General features: G+C 34.2%; 26 protein-coding genes and 2 pseudogenes. 12 read left to right on the top strand and 16 right to left on the bottom strand.

The annotated features are described in order from the left end of the window. Positions 1-11: 11 nt before the first annotated feature. From ACH6EI_RS24680 to ACH6EI_RS27850, 5 genes and pseudogenes are all read left to right on the top strand, one after another. Entirely contained in the window at positions 12-344 is a 333-nt protein-coding gene (locus ACH6EI_RS24680; RefSeq protein ID WP_108674939.1) for a YolD-like family protein, read from the top strand. Between the two features lie 51 nt (positions 345-395). Then, entirely contained in the window at positions 396-545 is a 150-nt protein-coding gene (locus tag ACH6EI_RS24675) for a hypothetical protein (RefSeq protein WP_168769274.1), read from the top strand. A 554-nt stretch (positions 546-1,099) separates the two neighbouring features. Next, positions 1,100-1,969 carry a GNAT family N-acetyltransferase gene (locus ACH6EI_RS24670; protein ID WP_108674940.1) on the top strand — a complete coding sequence of 290 codons (870 nt, stop codon included), beginning with the start codon at positions 1,100-1,102 and terminating at the stop codon, positions 1,967-1,969. Between the two features lie 56 nt (positions 1,970-2,025). Then, positions 2,026-2,466: a pyridoxamine 5'-phosphate oxidase family protein gene (locus ACH6EI_RS24665; RefSeq protein ID WP_108674941.1), complete on the top strand. Its 441-nt coding sequence runs from the start codon at positions 2,026-2,028 to the stop codon at positions 2,464-2,466. A gap of 510 nt (positions 2,467-2,976) precedes the next feature. Next, positions 2,977-3,090 (top strand): annotated as a pseudogene (locus tag ACH6EI_RS27850) (DUF8096 family protein); the annotation flags it as partial. Positions 3,091-3,223: 133 nt separating this feature from the next. Here the strand turns inward: ACH6EI_RS27850 and ACH6EI_RS24660 are convergent. The 6 genes from ACH6EI_RS24660 to ACH6EI_RS24635 all read right to left on the bottom strand — a co-directional run bounded on the left by ACH6EI_RS24660 (position 3,224) and on the right by ACH6EI_RS24635 (position 9,324). Beyond that, positions 3,224-4,555, bottom strand: coding sequence for a GntP family permease (locus ACH6EI_RS24660; RefSeq protein WP_397378314.1), 1,332 nt, complete (start codon positions 4,553-4,555; stop codon positions 3,224-3,226). Positions 4,556-4,642: 87 nt separating this feature from the next. Beyond that, a complete protein-coding gene (locus tag ACH6EI_RS24655) occupies positions 4,643-5,368 on the bottom strand; it encodes a GntR family transcriptional regulator (RefSeq protein ID WP_397378332.1) in 726 nt (241 codons plus the stop codon). 8 nt (positions 5,369-5,376) lie between these two features. Beyond that, positions 5,377-6,393 carry a sugar kinase gene (locus ACH6EI_RS24650; protein WP_397378312.1) on the bottom strand — a complete coding sequence of 339 codons (1,017 nt, stop codon included), beginning with the start codon at positions 6,391-6,393 and terminating at the stop codon, positions 5,377-5,379. Beyond that, the gene (dagF, locus tag ACH6EI_RS24645) at positions 6,386-7,141 is read right to left on the bottom strand and encodes a 2-dehydro-3-deoxy-phosphogluconate aldolase (RefSeq protein ID WP_108674944.1); all 756 of its coding nucleotides are present in this window, start codon (positions 7,139-7,141) and stop codon (positions 6,386-6,388) included. The genes ACH6EI_RS24650 and dagF overlap by 8 nt, the downstream gene beginning before the upstream one ends. A gap of 1 nt (position 7,142) precedes the next feature. After that, entirely contained in the window at positions 7,143-8,246 is a 1,104-nt protein-coding gene (locus ACH6EI_RS24640; RefSeq protein ID WP_108674945.1) for a DgaE family pyridoxal phosphate-dependent ammonia lyase, read from the bottom strand. Then, the gene (locus tag ACH6EI_RS24635) at positions 8,224-9,324 is read right to left on the bottom strand and encodes an amidohydrolase/deacetylase family metallohydrolase (protein ID WP_108674946.1); all 1,101 of its coding nucleotides are present in this window, start codon (positions 9,322-9,324) and stop codon (positions 8,224-8,226) included. The genes ACH6EI_RS24640 and ACH6EI_RS24635 overlap by 23 nt, the downstream gene beginning before the upstream one ends. Positions 9,325-9,664: 340 nt before the next feature. On the opposite strand from ACH6EI_RS24635, the pseudogene ACH6EI_RS24630 reads away from it, so the two are divergent. Both ACH6EI_RS24630 and ACH6EI_RS24625 read left to right on the top strand, forming a co-directional pair. Continuing rightward, a pseudogene (locus ACH6EI_RS24630) lies at positions 9,665-9,772 on the top strand (hypothetical protein); the annotation flags it as partial. Positions 9,773-10,089: 317 nt separating this feature from the next. After that, positions 10,090-10,221, top strand: coding sequence for an anti-repressor SinI family protein (locus ACH6EI_RS24625; protein WP_318858014.1), 132 nt, complete (start codon positions 10,090-10,092; stop codon positions 10,219-10,221). Between the two features lie 26 nt (positions 10,222-10,247). Here the strand turns inward: ACH6EI_RS24625 and ACH6EI_RS24620 are convergent, their stop codons facing one another. From ACH6EI_RS24620 to ACH6EI_RS24600, 5 genes are all read right to left on the bottom strand, one after another. Then, positions 10,248-10,388, bottom strand: coding sequence for an anti-repressor SinI family protein (locus tag ACH6EI_RS24620; protein WP_108674947.1), 141 nt, complete (start codon positions 10,386-10,388; stop codon positions 10,248-10,250). Positions 10,389-10,660: 272 nt separating this feature from the next. After that, the gene (locus ACH6EI_RS24615; RefSeq protein WP_108674948.1) at positions 10,661-11,671 is read right to left on the bottom strand and encodes a hypothetical protein; all 1,011 of its coding nucleotides are present in this window, start codon (positions 11,669-11,671) and stop codon (positions 10,661-10,663) included. After that, positions 11,668-12,897, bottom strand: a complete 1,230-nt coding sequence (locus ACH6EI_RS24610; RefSeq protein ID WP_226313334.1) for a glycosyltransferase family 2 protein — start codon at positions 12,895-12,897, stop codon at positions 11,668-11,670. The genes ACH6EI_RS24615 and ACH6EI_RS24610 overlap by 4 nt, the downstream gene beginning before the upstream one ends. After that, a complete protein-coding gene (locus ACH6EI_RS24605) occupies positions 12,894-13,625 on the bottom strand; it encodes a hypothetical protein (RefSeq protein ID WP_145983843.1) in 732 nt (243 codons plus the stop codon). Before ACH6EI_RS24605 ends, ACH6EI_RS24610 begins: the two co-directional genes overlap by 4 nt. A gap of 646 nt (positions 13,626-14,271) precedes the next feature. Then, entirely contained in the window at positions 14,272-14,433 is a 162-nt protein-coding gene (locus ACH6EI_RS24600; protein WP_189643559.1) for a hypothetical protein, read from the bottom strand. 35 nt (positions 14,434-14,468) lie between these two features. Between ACH6EI_RS24600 and ACH6EI_RS24595 the strand changes: the two genes are divergently transcribed. Beyond that, positions 14,469-14,603: a hypothetical protein gene (locus tag ACH6EI_RS24595; RefSeq protein ID WP_264158855.1), complete on the top strand. Its 135-nt coding sequence runs from the start codon at positions 14,469-14,471 to the stop codon at positions 14,601-14,603. Between the two features lie 193 nt (positions 14,604-14,796). Then, complete coding sequence (locus ACH6EI_RS24590) at positions 14,797-15,081, top strand: AbrB/MazE/SpoVT family DNA-binding domain-containing protein (RefSeq protein ID WP_108674950.1); 285 nt, start codon at positions 14,797-14,799, stop codon at positions 15,079-15,081. A 23-nt stretch (positions 15,082-15,104) separates the two neighbouring features. Here ACH6EI_RS24590 and ACH6EI_RS24585 read toward each other — a convergent pair whose 3' ends face one another. The 4 genes from ACH6EI_RS24585 to ACH6EI_RS24570 form a co-directional block, all read right to left on the bottom strand. Beyond that, positions 15,105-15,749 (bottom strand): hypothetical protein, encoded by a 645-nt coding sequence (locus ACH6EI_RS24585; protein WP_108674951.1) that lies wholly within the window; start codon positions 15,747-15,749, stop codon positions 15,105-15,107. A gap of 473 nt (positions 15,750-16,222) precedes the next feature. Beyond that, on the bottom strand, positions 16,223-16,669 hold the full coding sequence (locus ACH6EI_RS24580) for an Rpn family recombination-promoting nuclease/putative transposase (RefSeq protein WP_108674952.1): 447 nt from the start codon (positions 16,667-16,669) through the stop codon (positions 16,223-16,225). A 33-nt stretch (positions 16,670-16,702) separates the two neighbouring features. After that, entirely contained in the window at positions 16,703-16,975 is a 273-nt protein-coding gene (locus ACH6EI_RS24575; protein WP_108674953.1) for an HU family DNA-binding protein, read from the bottom strand. 180 nt (positions 16,976-17,155) lie between these two features. Continuing rightward, a complete protein-coding gene (locus ACH6EI_RS24570) occupies positions 17,156-17,368 on the bottom strand; it encodes an alpha/beta-type small acid-soluble spore protein (RefSeq protein ID WP_108674954.1) in 213 nt (70 codons plus the stop codon). 629 nt (positions 17,369-17,997) lie between these two features. Here ACH6EI_RS24570 and ACH6EI_RS24565 point away from each other — a divergent pair. Then, on the top strand, positions 17,998-19,182 hold the full coding sequence (locus tag ACH6EI_RS24565; RefSeq protein ID WP_155017622.1) for an Alp7A family actin-like protein: 1,185 nt from the start codon (positions 17,998-18,000) through the stop codon (positions 19,180-19,182). 17 nt (positions 19,183-19,199) lie between these two features. Continuing rightward, the gene (locus ACH6EI_RS24560; RefSeq protein ID WP_155017623.1) at positions 19,200-19,577 is read left to right on the top strand and encodes a hypothetical protein; all 378 of its coding nucleotides are present in this window, start codon (positions 19,200-19,202) and stop codon (positions 19,575-19,577) included. Positions 19,578-19,720: 143 nt separating this feature from the next. Here the strand turns inward: ACH6EI_RS24560 and ACH6EI_RS24555 are convergent, their stop codons facing one another. Then, positions 19,721-20,146 (bottom strand): VOC family protein, encoded by a 426-nt coding sequence (locus ACH6EI_RS24555; RefSeq protein WP_155017624.1) that lies wholly within the window; start codon positions 20,144-20,146, stop codon positions 19,721-19,723. 418 nt (positions 20,147-20,564) lie between these two features. Here ACH6EI_RS24555 and ACH6EI_RS24550 point away from each other — a divergent pair, with 418 nt between their 5' ends. Continuing rightward, positions 20,565-21,431, top strand: coding sequence for an Rpn family recombination-promoting nuclease/putative transposase (locus tag ACH6EI_RS24550; RefSeq protein ID WP_397378304.1), 867 nt, complete (start codon positions 20,565-20,567; stop codon positions 21,429-21,431). Positions 21,432-21,708: the final 277 nt, after the last annotated feature.

Genomic DNA, 21,708 nt, shown 5'->3' with positions numbered 1-21,708 from the left:
AGGAAAAAGAGATGGAATCTAGAGGAATGAAAAAATGGCGTCCATTCGCCACTATGCCCGAGCAATACATAGGATTAAAGGAAGTTATAAACAAGCAATTAGAGGTAAATCAACCTGTTTTAACAGAAGAGCAAATGGAACAGATGAATTTCACCTTAATTGAAGCCTTACATACAAATAAACAAGTGTACCTTACTTATTATAAGAGAGGCCAATGCATAACAGGGACAGGATACATTCAGTTTGTTGATTCCCTTGGGGACGTATTTATTTTTATTGATGAGGTGTTTGAGTTAAAGAACAAAATGAGATTAAGCGAGCTCGTCGATGTTCGCTTGGCTTAGTTGCTGAAGAAATTGTGTAAAGGAATCATTTAATTAGGTGGAGGTACATTCATGTACAATTTTAGAATATATACGTTACGTGACGGGTCAAAGAGAATCATTAAACTAAAAGAAGGAGAATCCTTTAAACAGGAACTCCAAAGAGCCGGTATTCAAGAAACGCAAATTTTTCAAATGCAACTAGTGGAAAAACCAGAATAATTTTAACATACACCTCTTGTATAGACCTAATTGTGGTAGTCTAATACAATCCAAATAGAAAAGAGTGATCAACCTGGAAGAAATAAAGGAGCAAGAAATAGATCTTGATAAAGTATATGATGACTATGCTGAATTTCCGGATAAGGTTTAAATGGACTAAACTAATAAGAAGATATTATGTTCAATATACGAGCATATATCCTCTTTTCTAATACATATTAGATTCGTTATTTAGATACTGTAAATATAGTCTAATATGTATTTATAAAGGAACATAAGTTTGTTGCAAATGGAGGACGTATCCCACAGGGGGAGGCGTAGTGAGGTCTTTAGACCGAGCGTTAATATGATTTAGAAGGTGAGTGGTATGAGTTTTGTAACTTTGTAATAAATGATATTAAGCAGTCGGGCCAGACCTTGAAGAAGAGAAGGAATTATTAGAAAATGAATTGAAGTTATAACGTATTCAATTGGTGAAGAAAAGAATAGTAAATAAACGGGATAAAGATATAGAATTAAAATGACAAATATTTAATATTTAAGGAGTATTCCGAATGAGTGTATCCGAAAGAACCATAACTAATTTAGTAAGACTTGAAGAGTGGGATATTCCTGGATTAATTGCACTTTCAGTATCAATTGGATGGGACTATGATAAAGATGAAATCAATACAGTGATGTCATCTGGTAAAGTTTACGGACACAAGACTAAAGAGGGCAAAATTGTATCTAGTGCGGCAATTATTCCATATGGATCAAGCCTAGCATCTATTGGTATGGTAATTGTTCATCAAGATTACAGAGGTAAAGGACTTGGAAGAAAAGTAACACAAAAATGTTTAGATTCTGTTTCTGGCGATACAATGGTGATGCTAATTGCAACAGATGAAGGAAAACCAATGTATGAGAGTATGGGGTTTAGTTCTAAAGACAGTGTTCATAAATATCTTTGTGACAACTATCTCTCTATGAAATCAAACGATGCTTTGAATGTTGAAATAGTTCCAATGCGTAAGGAAGATTTAGCTCAAGTTGTAAAAATAGACAAGGATGCATTTGGAGAAGAAAGAAGGACGTTTCTAATAAACCGGATTAACCAAGCAAAAGAGGCTCTAGTTATCAAAAGTTCAGATGGAAATATTATAGGGTATGGTTTGTCTATTTTAGGTCCTACCAATCTTATACTTGGCCCCATTGTAGCACCTGATCATCATACAGCTTCTTTATTAATTGATAAATTAGCTAGCAATCATCAAGGTAAATTAAGAATCGATATTCCATCAGGGAATGAGGCTTTTATGTCCCATATAGATAAATGTGGCTTCGTAAAAGTAAGTCAACCTCCTATAATGATTAAAAATTCAAAGCAATTACCACAACGTAATAAAGCATTATATGGGATAGCTGCACAGATTTTTGGATAATTTTGTTCTTCAGCTAAATAAGGGCTAATCCGTAATAAAGAGGTGGAATGGAATAAATGGAGATTATAAGAGGTAAACGAAGTTTTGATTTGGATAAATTCTTACATAAACCATTATTTGCTCATCTATCGACGGTTTCATCCGAAGGACCAAGGGAATCTCCGGTGTGGTTTTTTTGGGAAGAGAAATGTCTTTGGATTATAGGAACTCCTGGAGATACTTTTCCATTAAGAATAGACAAAAATCGAAATTGTGCCATCGGTATTGTTGATTTTGATCCTGCTACAGGGAAGGTATTGCATGCAGGTTTCAGAGGAAAAGCAACCGTAGAACCATTTAACTTTGACTTAGCAAAACGGTTATTTGCAAAATATTTGGGTTCAAACGAAAAGGACTGGGATTCTAGATTCAAAAATCAAGATTCAAAAAATGTCTTCATTCGTTTTGCACCTGAAACTGTAGTAGTTAGGGATCAATCATATAACGTCAATAGATAATATTCAACAATCAGGCGCTCATTTTTATTGACTGATAAGAAACGATTTATCGAAAGCTTTTTCGAACTAAAGAATTACGATAGAATAAGAAAAAAGAACATAAAAAAGGGGAATTATCAATAGTACCCATATCGATAGAAGCGTATATAAATAAGCATTGCGAAAATAATCCTGGGGAAAATCCGAATCAGTTAAGAGAAAATCTGAAACAGGCAGTTAAGGATAAGAAAAATGGAGCAACTTGCCATAACTGCGGTCAGGAAATCTGGGCGATTGGTAGTGCGGTCGCCTATCAAGGATGTTTTTCGTGTATAACTGGGGAAGCAGATTCCTCAAAAGACTATGAAGTCAACGAGGTATGTTGGTCATAGATGAAATTTTCCTGTTTTAACTCATGTTCATGAATCGGGTACGTTTGTTGAGCAAAAATTAAAAGGTTGATACATATTAGTCATGTGCAATATGTATCAACCTTTATTTTCTATGTCTTTTTTCGATTTAGGTCTTGATAATAAGGTTAGTGGCCGATGCGATAACTGCAACTCATCTTACTTCAAAAGTTCTGTAAAAGGTGGCATTTTTCTACGTGAATGTAGAGAGTGCAGCATGAAGAAAAGTATATAACCATAGATGATTATATATGAAAAAGAGAAGATTTTTACCCTTCTCTTTTTTAATTAGTAACGCCCCGCCTTACAATTTTTTATTGAGTATAAAAATAAACTCCCTCTACGAATAAGTAGAAGGAGTTTTGCTTTTAAACAAACATATCAAATAATATAGCTCCCCCGAAAGCGATAAATGAAAGTAATGTCTCTAATATAGTCCACGTCTTAAAGGTTTCTTTTACTGTTAATCCTAGATATTCTTTTACTAACCAGAAACCTGCATCATTTACATGTGAAAACATAAGGGACCCTGCACCTGTTGCAATAACTAATAATTCTAAGTTTACACCCGACATATGCTCAATAATTGGTGAAACAATGCCAGCTGCTGTTGTTAACGCTACTGTAGCTGATCCTGTTGCAACTCGTATTAATCCAGCTACCATAAATGCCAAGACAATTGGCGATAGAGATAAGTGCTCAGACATTTGAGCAATTGACGTACCCACACCACTATCAATAAGAATTTGTTTAAATCCGCCACCAGCACCAATGATTAAAATAATTGATCCAACTGGAAGTAAGCATTCTTCTGTTAACTTTTTAATGATATTTTTATCCATCCCTTGACGAATTCCAAGAAGATAAAATGCTGCAAAACAGGAAACTAGAAGTGCAATTACTGGACTACCGATAAAGACAAAGAATTTCGTCAAGCCACTAGGTAGTGACATATATGGTACAACAACCGATAGTACCATTAAGATAACTGGTAATAAGATAATAAAGAATGAAATTCCTGTTCCTGGTAACTGTTTTGATGCCGTGGTAACACGAATTAATTCTGGCTCCCCTTCAGGAATTACACGCTTATGCACCCATTTTGCGAACAATGGTCCTGCGATAATAGCTGCTGGTAATGCAATGATTAGTGAGTAGAGAAGCACCTTTCCTAGATTGGCATTATAAATTCCGATGGCAGTCATTGCTCCTGGATGCGGTGGTACAATGCCATGTACAATGGATAATCCAGCGACTACGGGCAACGCAATTAATAAAATATTTTGCTGGGTTGTTTTACGAATCGAAATGACTAGAGGTAATAAGATTACAATTCCCACTTCAAAAAAAACAGGAATGCCAATAATAAACCCTGAAAACAACATAGCCCATGGTAATTTCTTGACCCCAAAGAATCTAACAAAGAAATCTGCCACTTGCATGCCAGCACCAGAATCCGACATCATTTTTCCTAAAATGGTACCTAACGCTAAGATACCGACTAAATGGCCTAAAACGCTTCCTACCCCAGTTTCATACGCACCGACGATTTTATCCATTGATAACCCAGACATAATAGCTAAAAATAAACTTGCTACAGTTAAGCTAATAAATGCATGCCATTTCCACCATGATACTCCAAGAATCACAATTACAATCGCTAATAATGTAATTATTAACAAATACATGTCTGTACCCATAAAAAATCCCACCATCCCCCTAAAAATAAGAAAACGCTTACAAAATATCCCTGAGAAAAAGATTATAAATCTTTTTCTCACTGAGTTTTATATATCATAGTTGACAACATAATCTTGTATTTCTGTGTTGTAATATCCTTTACTATATTCAATCAAATTTCCAACTTCATCATAAGAATAACGTGATCGTTTTAATAAATTTGTTCCCTTTTTCACACCTAATTTTTCTTCTAAAAGAGAAGAAGCAGATGTAACAGAAAATTGATCTCGAAATTTTTCTAAAGAAATACCTTGGGCTTCTATCAAATCGTATAAGGATTGAACATTTAAATCTGATAATTCAATATCCTCCATGAGCTGTATTGTTAAATAATGTTTGTAATAAATATATGGCACATCATTTAGATGATACAGACGTTCGATTCGAAAACACTGCTCTCCGAATAATTGATATTCTTCTGTACCTTCTTGGTTAAAAATTACTTCTGCCCCTAATAATTGTTTGCGAATTTTATGACCTTTTTCCACCAATACTTCTGTAAAACGTTTTCCTTTAGAAAGTTTTGAAATGGATTTATTTCGAATTACTTTCGTTCCTTTACCACTCTTTGTTTCAAGGTAGCCATCTTTAACAAGCTCTTTGATAGCATTTCGAACAGTAATTTTACTCACATGAAATTCATCTTCCAATTGAGGCTCTGAAGGTATATTTTCTCCAATGGGATACACACCGTGTAAAATTCGATCCTTCAAGATATTTTTTATTTGTAAATATAAGGGACCTTTTTTTCGAGATACATTCACTTTCACTATTCTATTTCCTACCTTTCTACATCGTTCACTGCTTCTGTCATGGCCCGAATTATATCATCTTTCGAGGACATTGGAGTATCTCCTACAGTTGTATGGGCAAGCATTCCTGCTGTAGCAGCAAATAAGACGGTTTTTTCTGGCGAAAAGCCTTCTAACTCACCATATATAATACCACTTGTAAAAGCATCTCCTGCACCAATTCGGTCATAAACAGAGAAAGTAAGCGTTTTAGAAAAAGTAAATTCTTGATTTTTAAAGATATATGCGCGTAATGAATGCGTATTATTATCATTAATAGAACGGTGTGTACCTGCTATCACAGAGATGTCATATTTTTCTGCAACAGTTGGAATTAGATCCATAAGTTGCTCTGTACGACCTTTTTTCTCTGTTTCCATGTTTAATACAAACATAGCATCCTTTTCATTCATCATAACAATATCAGCTAAATGAAGCATTTCTTCATAATGTGACTTTGCCTTTTCATAACCATCATCTCCCCAGAGTGATGGACGATAGTTACAATCAAAAACAACTGTTCCTCCAGTTGCTTTTACTGCTTGCGCAAGTAATTTCATATGATTGCGAACAGAATCATTCATAGCTAATGTAATTCCACAAAAATGAATGATATCTATTTGCTTAGCTATTTCTTTAAATTTATATGCTCCTTCAAAAGCTCTATTGAAGCTACTTTCTAAGCGATTGGAATAGGTGACGCGACTAGATCGTGCACCAAATCCATTTTCTAAAAAATACATGCCAATGTAGTTTCCACCCCGAGTAATAAACGAGTCTGTAATACCTAACTTTTGAAGGTATGATACTGCAGCATCTCCTACTGCATTAGATGGTAATGTAGAGACAAGATGACCTTTATACCCGAATCTAGATAGCGCTGAGGCTACATTTACTCCTGTTCCTGAGAAGGAATAGTTTAATGTGCTAGATTGAGATAATAGTGCATATCCTGGCACTTGCAAGCGCATCATTACCTCTCCAAATGCTGCAAAATTCTTAGCCATGTTGATCAACTAACTTCTTCATTGTTTCAAGCAACTCACGTACATCATCTACATTTGTCTTTCCTGTTTCTTTGTCAATAATTGATGAATAGACATGAGGAATGAATTGTGGGACATTAGCTTCCAGAGCAATACGTAAAATTGGCTCAAAGTTTTCTTTTTCAATTCCACCAGTTGGCTCTAATGCAAATCCTTCTTCACCACATGCTTGTGCAACAGCACGAAACTCATCTTCTCTACTTAATCCTTTCATTGGGAAGTATTTTAATGCGTTTCCTCCCATGTCACGTACCAATGCAATTGCCGTTTTGATAGGCACAATAGCATGCTCATCTTGTGCTGCACTAACTGGACCGGTTGAGATATTCACATATCCAACTTTTCCGGTTGGGGATACTAAACTATTAATCCAGCTATCCTTTTCACCTAGATTAGCACGTGTTGTTCCAACGGCAGGAAACACTTGATTAATGTGGCTACCAGGATAATACTTTGCAATTTCTGCTACTACAGCTGCCTGACGGTTATCTCCAGCGCCTAAACCGATTGATACTGCTTCATCAATTTCCTTTCCGTACTCCTTCATTGCTTTTACTGCCTCTTCGACAGTAGAATAATCCTTGGATAATACACCTACTAGCACGTACCCCTCTGCAGCTTCAAATACTTCTTTGGCATTTTCAATACTATTTGCTAGCACATTTAGTGCCACTCGCTCTTTGTAAAATCGTTTTGTAATGTTTGACATGTTATTTCCCTCCTACTATTTCTCGTATTCTAGACTCAATTACATGTATATCGTCACCTTTTAAAGGTCTTGGATCGATATCAAAATATCCTTGTCTTATCCCATAATCACGTGTATAAACAGCAATCTCACCTTCGCGCAACTCTTTTACAACCTCTTTCGCGGTTGTATTGGACTGATCTGGACTGATTTGAATTCGTGCACGGAATATCGCTCGACCTGCTTCATCTTGTACAATTGTCACATTCACGCCTTCTATATCTTTTAATGACATCAATGCTTGTAAACTTTCTTTTTCTTGTTCACTTTTATCTTCTTTCTCGCGATACTCATCAAGAGCTTGAAGTAATCCAAACGTAGTTTCCTTACCAACTTTCATACTTCTTCCAATGCAATGTAATTGAACTTTCAACCATTCAATATAGTTACGTTTACCACCAACAATTCCAGACGTTGGACCTTCAATTGCCTTTGAACCACTATAAATCGCAAGGTCTGAGTATTTTACATACTTTTGAAGGTCTTCTTCTGCCGCGGCATCCACAATCAATGGAATATTATTCTTCTGTGCAACTTCCCACGCTTCTTCAACAGAAATCATATTTTTTTGAACAGTGTGATGAGATTTTACATAAAGGATAGCAGCTGTATTTTCGGAAATCGCCTCTTCAACATGAGTCGCTCTACCCTCATTAGCATAGCCAACTTCAATAAGCTTTCCTCCACCTAAATAAACCATGGTTTCAACTGGGGCCCCGTACTGTACGTTATGACCTTTCAGCATAATAATTTCATTTTTTGAGATAACTTCTTGGTGAAGGCGCTCGCTTTTACGGCGGTTTCCTTGTGTAACAAGAGCAGCAATAGAGAGAGCAATTCCACTTGAAGCCGAGTTAACAACCACAGCTGCTTCTGATCCTAGAATGTCAGCAATATAGTCACCTGATCTATCAACTAAATCAGCAATCTCAACATAATTTTGTCCGCCTTGTTTCATCGCATCCATCACGGTATCTGTTGGTGCTGATACACCTAAAATGCTCATCCTTCCACTAGCATTAATTACTCGCTTCAACCCATATTTAGCATTCAATGAACGTTCCATTCACAACCACTCCTTTTGCTTCTATTTTTCTATTACCTACACGCTTGTCCCCTTCAGAATCAATCAATGCAACCGGCTCATTTTGAACAGAAAATAATGTTAAGTTAGCAACATCTCCAACTTGTATTCGACCGAGCTCTGGTTTTTTTAGCCAGTTCGCTGCATTAGTTGTGACTGCTTCGATCACTTCCTTAAGCGAATATCCTAAGTATAAGAATTTAGATAGTACGTTTGCCATATTGTATACAGGTCCATCCAATCGATTTTTGCGATAGATGTCAGTGCTTATGGTATTTAAAGCAACCTGGTATTTTTTTGCCGATTCAGCGACTTTAAAGGAGAAACTTGCATTGCCATGACCAACATCTAAATGTACACCACGTGCAATCGCATCACGCAGAACTTGAAGGGGCTTTTCTTCATTATCAAAAAGATTATTTTCCTTTCCATTAAGATAATGAGTAATTACATCTCCTTTTTCTAAAAGTGGGATAACTTCTTCAATGCTTGGCGGGGCTGAACCTATGTGTACCATTAATGGTAACGATGTTTCCTCAGATAGTACCCGTGCAATACGTAATGGTTCAATACCACTATCACGAACAACACTTTTGCTCATCCGCACCTTTAATCCAATAATAAAATCTCGATACTCATTCACAGCCTGTTTTACTTTCTCTTTATTTATCCATTCTATGTTAGAGAGTTCATCCACTCTTTTTAAACCAATTCTTGAAACGTTTAAAAATGCAAATAAGTTTGTTTTTGCATGCTCTCCACTCTTAATTAAATCAGCAATTCGATCTGCCCCACAACTGCCGGCATCCACAATGGTTGTTACCCCATGTTTTATACCTATCTCGTCTATTTCATCCCCATAAGGACTAAATTCAGAAAATGCATGAACATGTAAGTCAATCCATCCACTGGACACGTACATACCTGAACAGTCAAATAGTAACTCTCCAAAACCTCTTCCAGGCTTTGTTATTTCAATAATCTTTCCGTTTTCAATTACAATATCAACTTGCTCTCCATTCATAAGCTTTGCATTAGATATTACAAACTGTTCTTTCATTTATCTCACCCTCTTTTTTCCGTTACATTAGCTACCTAAAATTTTTAAATGAAGTATATAAACTAATTTAGATACGTATAGAAGAGCTTATAAACATTTAGATTATAACGTTATAATGTTATAATAACAAAACATCCCATTGAAGTAAACAAAACATTATAATGTTTTGTTTACTTCAATGGGATGTTTCCGATTATTTTTTAGTCTTAATTTATTTTTTCTGAATTACGATGCTGTCAAATTCGGGAAAACTTTAGAGTTTTCATCAACAAAGAACGTTTATTCGTATATAATAGAGAACAAACGTTCTTTGTCGAGGAGTACTTTTAATGAATTATGGGCAGCTATCAAACGGTCAGGATTGGTTGTGTTAACTGCCACCGCCTTTATTAAAGAAGCAATCAAGACTGGAAGTCGACTTTTTGAAATTCCTAAAAGGAAAGATGTCCAATATTCGTCAGAATATGTACGAGTGGGTTAATCCACATATGTACAATTACTCATGCAATTGAACATTCTCTTGGATTAACGTAGATTAAGATATTCGGCTACAGTTTATATCAATAATAGTCATTAAATTCAAAAAATAATTATAATTATACTTAATTTTACATACTTCGACATCCTTTATATGGTAATATTTTATATAAATTTACGTATCGGATTAATAACAGGTTAGTTAAAAGCTTTAACACAATCCTAGGTGACCTAGTTCTACTAACTACAGAAACCAAATCATTTCAAAAATTGGAGGAGTTTACTTTGTTGAATACTAGAAAGGAAGCAATGAATCCAACGTTAGATTTAGAATGGGTAGATTTGATTCAAGAAGCTAAAGAAATGGGATTATCTGTTGAAGAAATAAAAGAGTTTTTAGCTAGTAAACAACTATCTTGAAAACAAAAAACATTAGATATTATTATCTAATGTTTTTTTGTTTTGTTATTATTTTTAACTTTTTCTTCTAAAAACTGTTTGAATTGTTCTTTACTCACATTCGAATTCATTGCTTCTCTAACTAGGTTCATCCATACTTCAGGAAGATCTTTCTTGGAACCCTTCATCATCATAACCTCCTACACTTATTCGCCTACCCTTAAATTGTAACTTAAAGCGATTTATTATAAGTAAATATTCGAGTGTATTTTCTGAAATCATCGTCTCTTTTTTAGAAATTTAAAAACTGAAGTTTATGTAGAATAATGAACTTGTATAATGAGGTGTTAAAGCCAAAGGCAATACTTAGATAAAGTTGTACCAGTTATAAGTTTTATTATTTATAAATCCTTATTTACGCGTCTTTTTCTTTTTTTTAGATTCATCAACATGTTTCATTCTAATGTTGATATTCATAGTCCGCAATTTTCGAATAAATATAGTCAAAGAAATGAATGGTTGAATAGTTTGCTGCTGAACTAAATGGTGGTTGTGCTACTAGTCGTTTATGAAATTCACTTGCATATTTATGGTCTTCTTGATCAAGAAAATATAATGTAGCCAACGCATATACAGCACTAGACTCAAAACTTTTTCTTGGGTTAAGCGTAGTACGGTTATAGTTCCCATACACTTTTCCTTTTTCTGTAAATTCTTTCTTTAACCACTTATCAAATTGTTTAGGAGGAGTTCCCTTTATCTGCTCATATTGAATAGCAATTAATAGTTGATCAATCATGTTTACATTTTCAGAGTGTGCATGTTTGTACTCCTTTTTGTCCACATCATATATTTCAAAAAAGAAAGGAGATTTCGGGTCTATTCCTTTCTCAACGACACTTTGATACGAAACAGATAAACTTTTCATATTTTTCAGGGCAGAATCATCAATATAACTTAAATGAAGGATGTCAGTTTGGCTTTTTGAAGACCAATCATAAAAATCCACAAGTTGATTATTTCTGATATGAGTGTGTAACAGTGTACTTTCAATACTGGCAGCTAAAGTATTATATCTTTTTTCTTTAAACTCTTTACTTCCTTTTTTTAGCGCATCAATTAAACGTATATCGTCAATCAATGCATTAGTAGTACCTTCAGCTAAATTCCATTTTATAAAGGTATTATCGTGTTTTTGCACCAAAAAATGTCTACTTAATAAGTTAACCTGCTTGTCAAATTCTTTTTTCTTTTTTGCTAGTACTAGGTATTGCATATAGAGACCAATACTTTCAGAAAGATATTGAATATCTTGTTTTCTCTCATACGTTTGAATTAGCCCATCTTGATTTTTATAATGTGTAGTAACCGTTTCAACAACGGGATCCTTTTGATTCAACAAAAGAAATAGGCTTATAAAAATAATACCTAACAAAAGTGTCCCACTAATGAAAAGTTTGAATTTACTCACATGGTTTCTCCTTTGAATCGTTTTGTTTTATCCCATTGAATTGTTTTCTTTCGTAAACGGCTCCAGATGTAGGCACTAGCGCTCTTAACCAATAGAAGTAGAAATACTTGAGCATACGTAAAGTACATAATTGTTCCGACAAGCACATTCATAGGCGTAACCGTTCGCTCAAGAACCATTGCACTTAAAATTTGCGCTGTGTATACAACATAACTCATAAACCAAAATAAAAGAAGTGGTGATTCAAAATTTGGTAGTTGATAGCCAGCTAACCCTAGAATAAACCATATATCAGAAAACAAAAGTAAGATGACAAAAAGAAAATAAGTTAAAAGATGCTGCAGACTATGAACTAAAGTTCTCCCTTTCCAGTAGGATACTTCATGTATGGCTTTTTCTAATAAATATAGGTTTCCTGTAAGCCAACGTGTACGCTGTCGAATAAAGATATTCATCTTTTCAGGTTCTTGTTCCCATGTGCGTGATTGATGAACCACAGGTAATGTTTGATTAATAGCTGTTATTCGCATCGTTAATTCAGCATCTTCTGCCAAAGCATAAGGATCATATCCACCTAGTTCTTCAATCACACTTCTTCGTAATAACATGTTTGTTCCAGCTAACGACCCGGTTTTAAAAACTTTCCACCTGCCACTTTGCATTAATAATTGAAATACTTGAAATTCAATGGCAATCATTCGTGTTAAAAGGTTTCGATTAGCATTAATCGTTTTTACATACCCTACAGCTCCAGCAGCATTATCTGTGGTTTCAGCTGCATAGACTAACTCTATAACGGCCTTTTTCTCAGGCTGATTATCCGCATCAAATACTAAAAAATACTCCGAAGAGGTAATAGATAACCCATAATTTAAGACACGTGATTTTCCTTTAGGGGAGCCAGGTGGTACTTTTACATAATGAATACGTGAAAAAGTCTCACTAAAGCTTTTTACAATAGAAGCTGTATCATCAGTGGAGGCGTCATCTAAGACAAATACATCTAAATCCCCCTCATAAGTTAATTTAACCATTGCGTCTAAAGTTTCTTTAATAACAACGCCCTCATTATGAGCAGGAATAAGAACTGCAACCGAAGGAAACCTATCTAAGCTTTTCTTTCTGTTTATTTTTAACCGTTCTATAACGCCAGCTATAGTCAAAAATGAGTAATATATCAGTAAAAACCAAAAGAAAAACATAACGAGAATTAAAATGGCTTTCACGATGATTTTCCTCCTTTTTTTGCTGTCACTAATCTATTGAGCATAACTGTGACGTCATCCTCTACCTTTATCACGTTATACTCCAAGGGAAGCTCAATTGTATTAAGTTTCGTACGCAATGATTCTAATAATCTATTTATCACGATTTGAGTACCTTTTTCATCTGTATTTTGCAAAAAAAACAATGGCGTTTTTTTGTTGAGAAGAGTAACTAAATCAAAGTCTGCACGTACGGTTTTTAATATAGAACTTGTAATAACGTGTCTCAGAGCATCTTCTACTTTTTTGGACGCATCAATCTCTATATGGATCAAATAGCTGTTTTCACCCCTTCGATTAACTCCCTTCATAATCACATTTGCGCGGTTTAAAAATTCAGAGTATGACAATAAGAGAGGCATGTTTTCAAATCTCTTCAATTCATTCACTTGTCTAGCTAACTCTATATTTTCTTCATATACACGACGAATGTGATTAAAAAGTAACCATAAGAGAATAAGAGATACGGTAAGTAAAAGATCCTGAAACATTAAATTGACTTGTAAAGAAGATGAAGCTTTTTGAAAGTAAGCATAAAAGAGAAAACTAAATCCTACTAACAAGCTTATTGTTAGCACGTATAAATACTTATAAGCATTGTTTAATATACTCATAAGTATTAAAGATACTGTTAGTATGAAAAGGTTTAAAATAGAAAAGAAACCTGATGAAAAATAAATTAATCCCACCACACTACATAAAAGTGAGACTATAAGTATTGATAATGATAAATAATATGACCTCATAACTTTTCCTTTCTTATAGCGAGAATAAAAAATCATAAACTAAAATTAGTTTAGTTACTTAATACAAGCTACTTTTTATTTTAAAAACAAAAAAACCAACCATAAAAAATGGTTGGCTGCACTACTAGCTTCTCATTATTAAGTTGTCCCCATAATGATTCATCGCTCAATTTTTACAGAATTCATTATATTGAACATTTTAGTAGTATATTGAACATTTTTATACAATTAGATATTTTAACCTATTTTTTAAAAATATCAATAAATATTTTACTTACCTATTACCTATAAAAAGTAATAAAAGGAGCTTTTCACTTCATATGGTACCTTATATTCCCTAAAAGTATGCTGAAATATATCATTTGTTCCTAACCTCATACAATTCTTCTCGTCATATTATAACTGTTAGTAAAGGAGTAAGGTTGACAGAACTTTATTTACACATTCTCGTTCATCAATTCACTATCCAAAAAGGATCTTCCCACAGTACTTAAGTAATTTTTTAATCTCTTGTTTTTTTAGCAACAATAACCTCCTTACTAAATGCTTAAAGCAATCTCATATATTTTTTTAATCTCCAATGACTCTTTCAAGAATTTATTTCAACTTGAAAACTTTCTACTGCATTATCTAACTCAATAATCAATTTAGATAAGTGGTCCGTATGACGTGTTAGCTCATTTGAAGATGCAGATTGTTCTTCTGCTATAGATGCTATTTCTTGAGCAGATGCCGTAGTAACCCTTATCATGGTAATGTACTCAAAATAAGGTGGGAGATGAATTTATGAGAGCAAAGATTGAGAAAGCAAATCATGTGGTAATGTTCGAAACGGCTGGTGAATTTTATGCTCATGAAGTGACTCAAGGTATTCTCAAGGTATTAATGTGGGTTTCTTTGACTGTCCCTCTTGTGGAGTAAAAGTGTATCCCAAACAGGATCATTTCTTTTCCCGTGAGCATGATCGCACATGTATTTATGTAAAAGAGCAATTTAAGAAAAAATTATAAACTTGTACCTTGAACTCTGTTTTATAAAATTGCTATAGGTTAATTTATACATTTATAGTATAATATGAAAGTTGTGCTTATGAACATATAAAAGGAGAGTCAGCATGAAAGGACTAAGTACGTTGAGAAAGATAGATGCAGTGGGGCGTATAGTAATTCCCATTGAACTAAGAAAAGAACTGAATATAGGTCAGGACGATTCTGTAGAAATTTTATTGGAAGACGATCATATAGAAATAAAAAAATATAAAGAATATGATAAATGTGTGGTTACGGGTGAGGTAACACCTGAGAACCGTAGGTATGCAAATAACATGGTTCTAAGTCCGTTAGGCGCAAAAATTTTATTTAACGAAATAAAAGACAAGCAAAAAACCTTTGAATCGTAAATTCAAAGGTTTTTTAAGTCGACCTACTTTTTATGCTGTATACTTTCTAACCAGTTTTGTACAGAAGACCCTAAGCTGGTTGCTCCTACTTTTAATTCATCCATAATATAAGAAATTAAATTGTGTAAACTGTACTCTTCCTTATAAGGGTTATTTTTATTGATGAATTTTAACACCTCTTTTAACTCCTTTACTCTTCCCTGATCCAATTCTTCTTCTAAATGCCGAGTCATGTATTCATCAACAAAATCAGAGTTCCTTATACTCGCTTCAATTAAAAAAGATGCTGCTAATGCAGGAGAACAATCTAAAGCATAAGCTAAGCGTTTCAGAACATCATACGTTTCTCCATGTCCATCTTTTAAGCGCGTAGAGACACGCTCTTTCTCAATATTCTTGTATAGATGTCTAATTGGCTCTTTGGACATATCTCCCATATACACAGTGCTACCAAAGCTAAATCCTCTTCTAAAATAATTTGATAGGTAGTCCATTACTTTTGAAGAAGCAAGGCCTGATATACAAATCGATTCAATTACATTTTTTACAGGTGTATTCGTAATGTAAGACAATCGATAAACACATTCTTTAAGATCAATCGGAAGTGATGGTTTTACATCTCGTTTTTTGTCACTTCGTATTTTTCTTTTCTTCTCTTCTACTCTCACATAATCACTCCTAAAATCTAAAATTATCTCTAGGACAATGACTTTTTGTACATACCTAAAACATGTATATGGCAGGGGAGGGAAGAGCATGTATATTTTTTGAGATAGTGGAAAAAACTTATAATACTAGAACATGAGAGGAGTCTTTTGTATGAAAATGACGAAAGAAGAAGCACAAGAAATCGCAAAAAAGATAAAAGAAAACTCTAGTAAGTACGGCTTACCTGTGAAAAAAAAGAAAAATGCTAGTGCAACTTAAAAGGGGATATATAAGAAAAGGTCTTCAAGTTAATAAAAAATATAAGACTTATATTTTCCTACTATAGTACGCAATAACATTTAGTACGCTGCATAATAAAGATAAGCTAACTCAATTACAATAAACTTTAAATTAGATGTACTGATAATAAGGAAGTTAAAAAAGGGACTGCCTAACAAATTAATTTGTTAGGCAGTCCCTTTTTTAATTATGATTATTGGTGACGTAATTTATCAATTTCTTCTGGTGTAAGGTGTGTAAATTCAGCGATTGTTTGGGTATCTAAACCCTTTTGAATCATACTTAAGGCCACCTTTAGGATACCTTTCTTTTCGCCTATTTCTTCACCTATTTGTTTTCCTTTTTCTTCTCCAAGTTTCTCAGCTCGTTTTAAAGCTGACTTTTCATCTAATAATTCTTTTCTTCGTGCTTCATATGCTAGTAGCACTGCTGGATCTTGGCTAACAAGTTCCCACTCGTCCATTGCTTTCTCTAATACTTGATCTTCTTGCATCGCAATCTCCTCCAATACCTGAGTGATTTCTTCATCTTCGGATGCTTCAAGTAATAATAACCATCGAACAAGTTGATTTTCCCTTGGATCTACCTCTCTGTTACGCCATTTAATGAGATCAAGATAGACATCATGTAAAGCCTCCAGAATGGATTTCTGGAGGCTTTATATAAGTGCTCTTTATTTAACAGCTTCTTTAAACTCTTTTCCTGCTTTGAAACCTGGAACCTTTGTTGCTGCGATTGTCATTTCTTCCCCAGTTTGAGGATTACGTCCTGTACGCTGTGAACGTTCACGTACTTCGAATGTTCCCAGTCCTACTAGTTGAACTTTTTCGCCTTTTGCAAGCGTTGTAGAAATCGTTTCAAATAAGGCGTCTACAGCTTTTTTTGCATCTTGTTTTGTTAACTCTGACTTTGAAGCAACTGCATCAATAAATTCAGCTTTTTTCATATGTCACGACCTCATCTCTTTTTATAGGGTATGTAGATTAAGAATATATCATATGTTTTGAGAAAAGGTCAAACGTATGTTCCTTTCAGGTGGAAGTAATGGAAAATACATAACAATAAAAAAAAGAAGAAATGGAAACCCATTTCTTCTTTACATACACGTTTAGCTAGAACGATTACATTATCGGATGTTACTGCCACCAAGTTGTTGTTCAGCCATTTGCACAAGGCGTTTTGTAATCTCTCCACCTACTGATCCATTTGCACGTGCAGTTGTATCAGGACCAAGGTTTACTCCAAATTCACTAGCGATTTCATATTTCATTTGGTCGATTGCTTGTTGAGCACCATATACCAATAGTTCATTTGTGTTGTTATTTTTATTGTTTGCCATTTTATACAACTCCTTTACAGTTTGTATCGTTAAGATGTGTAAAAAAAGAATGATTTATTCATAAGGTAAGAAATTATTTTTAAAAAGTCGTGAAGTTGACCAATTTGTAATAAAAAGAGGGAAAGAACTAAAAGAGGCTGTAAAATAGAAAGTAAAAAAGATGTTTTAGAGTATATATAGGTGGTAAACAAATAGTACAGAGTCAATGTAAGAATTTTATAGGCTACTGTAAAAGGTTAAATACTTAACTTGATGAAGGGACTGGTTCGGTTTTGAAAGACGTAACGGCGACTTCAACAAATGTATTACCCGAATTGAAAAGTAGGTATTGTGATTTAACGAACGGTACTCTCGTTATGAATCGATATACGTAACGAAAGGGCCTCACAAGGGCAAATGAACATGATAATTATTTTGTTGTAAGAGAGGAGAGCCTGCATCATTTTTTGATGCGGGCTCTTTTTAAGTTGAAGCTATAAAATAAGGTACATAAGGTATTAAATCTAAATATTGTTGATAGATGTAAGGTTTTGTAGATAATTAAGTTGCTCCCACATATTGAATATTTATCCTACATCAAGTACAATAAGTTGAATATAAGTTCAACTTAAAAAATGAGGTGTTTAAGAATGAAAATTTCACGTTTTAATAAAGATTGCGGGAACTCTGTTGATATGAACATTATGGATGGGTATCTATTTGATTTCCCAACGAATGTAGTTGAACTTCAAAAAGAAGCTGCAGATTCTTTTTTTACAGATGCTGTTACGGCTCCAGAAGAATTTAAGAAGCGTATTTTACTTTCTACAACCATTAAGGGTGAAGAGAAAGAGCGTTATTTCTTAGTAGGTGACATTGCCGCAAGTCAATTGCTTGCTAACAATCACATTAATAAATTACATAATAAAATTACAAGTCATATTCCATACATCACCTTTTTAGCTGCAATTGCGTACTACCATGCTTTACATGCGAAAGATAAAAAGGACAACACAATTGAAATTGACTATTTTTCTACGATGTTACCAATCTGGCTCCTTAAGAAAGAGAGCACATTTGGGGCGGCTCAAAAAGCTATGGCTAATCGCTTCTTAGGCGACCATACGTTTACCGTGCACACGCCTGGTTTTGAAAATACGTTAAAGGTAGTAGTAGAAGAAAGTGCGTGCTTGAAAGAGGGAGAAAGCGCACGTTTTGCGTTAAAAAAAGACTTAACCCTTGAAAATCGTGAAGATGCAAATGAGTATGCAGAATGTGAAACAGTGATGGTAGACATTGGTGGCGGATCTATTGATGTCGTTATTCTACCGGAAGGGCTGAAAGCTGCGAATAGCCGTGAATCGTTCCAGAGCATTGAAGGCATTCCGTATTTAGCCCATATTGATAAATTGCGCAAAGAGAAGTTCTTAGAATTATTTACAGACTTACGTGCCTTTGATCAATTTATTCTTGATAACTACAGCAAGCAAAAGTTTGTATTGAAAAACGAGAATACAGGTGAATCTATTGATTTAACAAGCATAATCAAATCTTCACTACGAGACTATGTGGAAATCTTATTGGCTAAATTAAATGATGTCGCACCACCACCAGCAAATAAACTGCGTAAGTATGTATACTGCGGTGGGGTAGCTCCTACTTTAGAAGTCCCTATCATGAATAGTATGCGTGAAAAAATTGGAGAAGAACGTACAGAGAAGTATCATAAGGTTCCACAAGATAGCCGCCATTTAAATTTATTTGGCTTAGAGATTCGTAGTATTGGTTACGTTCAAAAGAAGCAAGCAGCAGAGAAGAAAGCCGTTAAATCCTAACAACGTAGGTGATAGGAATGTCAGAGCGTCAAAATGCGTTTACGATTAAGACAAATCGATTGAGTGATGAAGTTTATAATCAACTAGCTACATATGCTAAATCGCGTAAGTTAGGGGATTATATTTCATCTTTAATTCTTCGTGATCTAGAAGATTCATCTACTGAAAGCAAAGCAATGGAAGACACAAAAACCTACGAAATGCTTGAACATATTAAGAGTGAATTAGCTGATTTAAAAACATTAGCAAAAACAACAGGTTTTGTAGGAAACGATTCCTTCAAAGAAGAAGAGCCTTCAGAGGTTCCCCAACTCAAAGAAGGAAAGATTGCAGATTTAGCAAATATATCTGGCTCATTAGACGATGACGACTTAGAAGAATATAACGATTTTTAAACAGGAAACCACTAGAATTGAACTGCACCCCAATTCTAGTGGTTTTTCTATAAAGTAAAATTGACTGTATTTAGATATACTTTATTGAATTAATGTACCCTTTAGTCCAATAAAATATTTGATCTAGTTGAACAATTAAATTTTCATCTATCAATTTGTGTTGAAATTTGCCAAGTAATACCGAATTTGTCTGTTAATTGTCCATATGATGGACTCCAAAAAGTTTCTTGAAGTGGCATTTCTATTTGCCCACCTTCTTGTAGTTTTTGGAATACTTCTTTTGATTTTTCTACGCTGTCTATAGTAATAGCTACCGTCACTTGTGATCCAATTTGGTATGGTTGACCTGGGAATGTATCAGAAAGCATTAAATCCGTATTACCAACTTTTAAATGTGCATTCATTACACGATCTACTGCTTCTATAGGAGTGGGGAATTCTGGATTGCTGGGCATTTCTCCGAAAGTTTGAACACCAATAACTTTTGCATCCAGTGCCTTCTCGTAAAATTTGACAGCTTCTTGCCCATTACCGTTCATAATTAAATAAGGATAAATTCCTAAAACCATGAAAAACACCTCTTTTAAAATTTTATTTAGATTTCAATAAATTATAGCTAATCAAGTTGAAGAACGTAAGTTCGATTTGGTCATAACACTTACTACGTATTTATACAACAAATTTATTATGTTATCCTGCACGGTTAGTTTGAGAAGAAAAAATTGTTTTAGAAAGATATGTAATAAAGGGTTTAATAAAAAGCGACCATGAACGTTGCTTTCTATTAACGTTCATGGGTAAGCCAGGGTTAACGCTGTACCTTGTTTATCATGAATACCATAGCAACCTTTGAGATTATATCAATCCAAAATAACTTTTAGTGTGATAATCATGAAAACAGGTTAGTTTTCTTTTCAACATTTGCAAACACATCCTTCTATCTTATAAAATAAGAGTAAGAAATAAGAAAGATAGGAAGAGAAATTCATGTCCACAAAATTAGTAAATTTACGAATTGATTTTGCTTTTAAACAATTATTTGGTACAAAAGGCAGCGAGGATATCTTAGCAGGCTTTTTAAACGCTGTTTTAGAAAAGTCTCTAGAAGCACCTATTACATCTCTTCAATTGGAAGACCCACATCTTCACAAGGCTTACGAAGATGACAAGTTATCTATTCTAGATTTATTAGCTACATTGAACAACGGAACACAAGTGAATATAGAAATCCAACTTCGTAATACGCATGATATGGTTAAACGCTCTTTATATTATTGGAGTAAATTATATACGTCCCAAATGCAAGAGGGGATGCCTTACCGCGCCTTACGAAAAACCATCACCATTAATTTGTTGGATTTTATTTTATTCTCTTTAGATGAAGAATTTCAAACGACAGGGCAGCTGTGGGACACAACAAAGCAACGTGTTTTAAGTGATGATATTGAAATTCATTTTGTGGAAATTCCAAAGCTTGTGAAACAATGGAGGCAAGAAAAGGTTAACCCGTGGGAAAATGCATTCGTTCGTTGGATATTATTGTTACCAGCTCATGAAGATGAACATTTAACTCAAACGTTGGAGGAGATTGCGATGAATCAAGATCCAATTTTACAAAAAGCGATGGATAAATGGGAAAATATGAGTCACGATTCTTCTTTCCGAAGCGCATACGAAGCGCGTGAAAAACTATTACTTGATGAGCAAGCTAAATTAGCACATGCCCGTGAAGAAGGATTAGAAGAAGGGAAAATTCGATTGATTCGCAGCATGCATGAGAATGGTATGCCTTTAGACGACATTGCAAAGTTTACTGGGTTAAATATAGAAGAAATAAAAAGAGTAATCCGATAACATAGAGGATGACAAAAGCTTTGCGAAAGATTTCGTAAAGCTTTTTTATTTTACAATTATTTAATTTTTTTTGGAGTTATTATGCACAATAGGAAAACGAATAAAACAGCTATTTTTTAAAGTGAAACTTATAATCTATAATTAATTATGAATGGTTTCTAGAACTAAGGTGCTCCTCTAAAATATAAGGGAACCTCTTTTTGTAAATAGGAAGAAAAAAGTTGACCTCCTAATAAATCATATTATGTTAATTAGAGGTGTGTAGAGCACACACTTT

Origin of the sequence: Priestia sp. JSM ZJ58, assembly GCF_044383985.1 — a bacterium.
Lineage (GTDB): Bacteria > Bacillota > Bacilli > Bacillales > Bacillaceae_H > Priestia > Priestia zanthoxyli.
The sequence above is the reverse complement of the archived record's forward strand: the minus strand, read 5'-3'. Positions and strand labels throughout refer to the sequence as shown.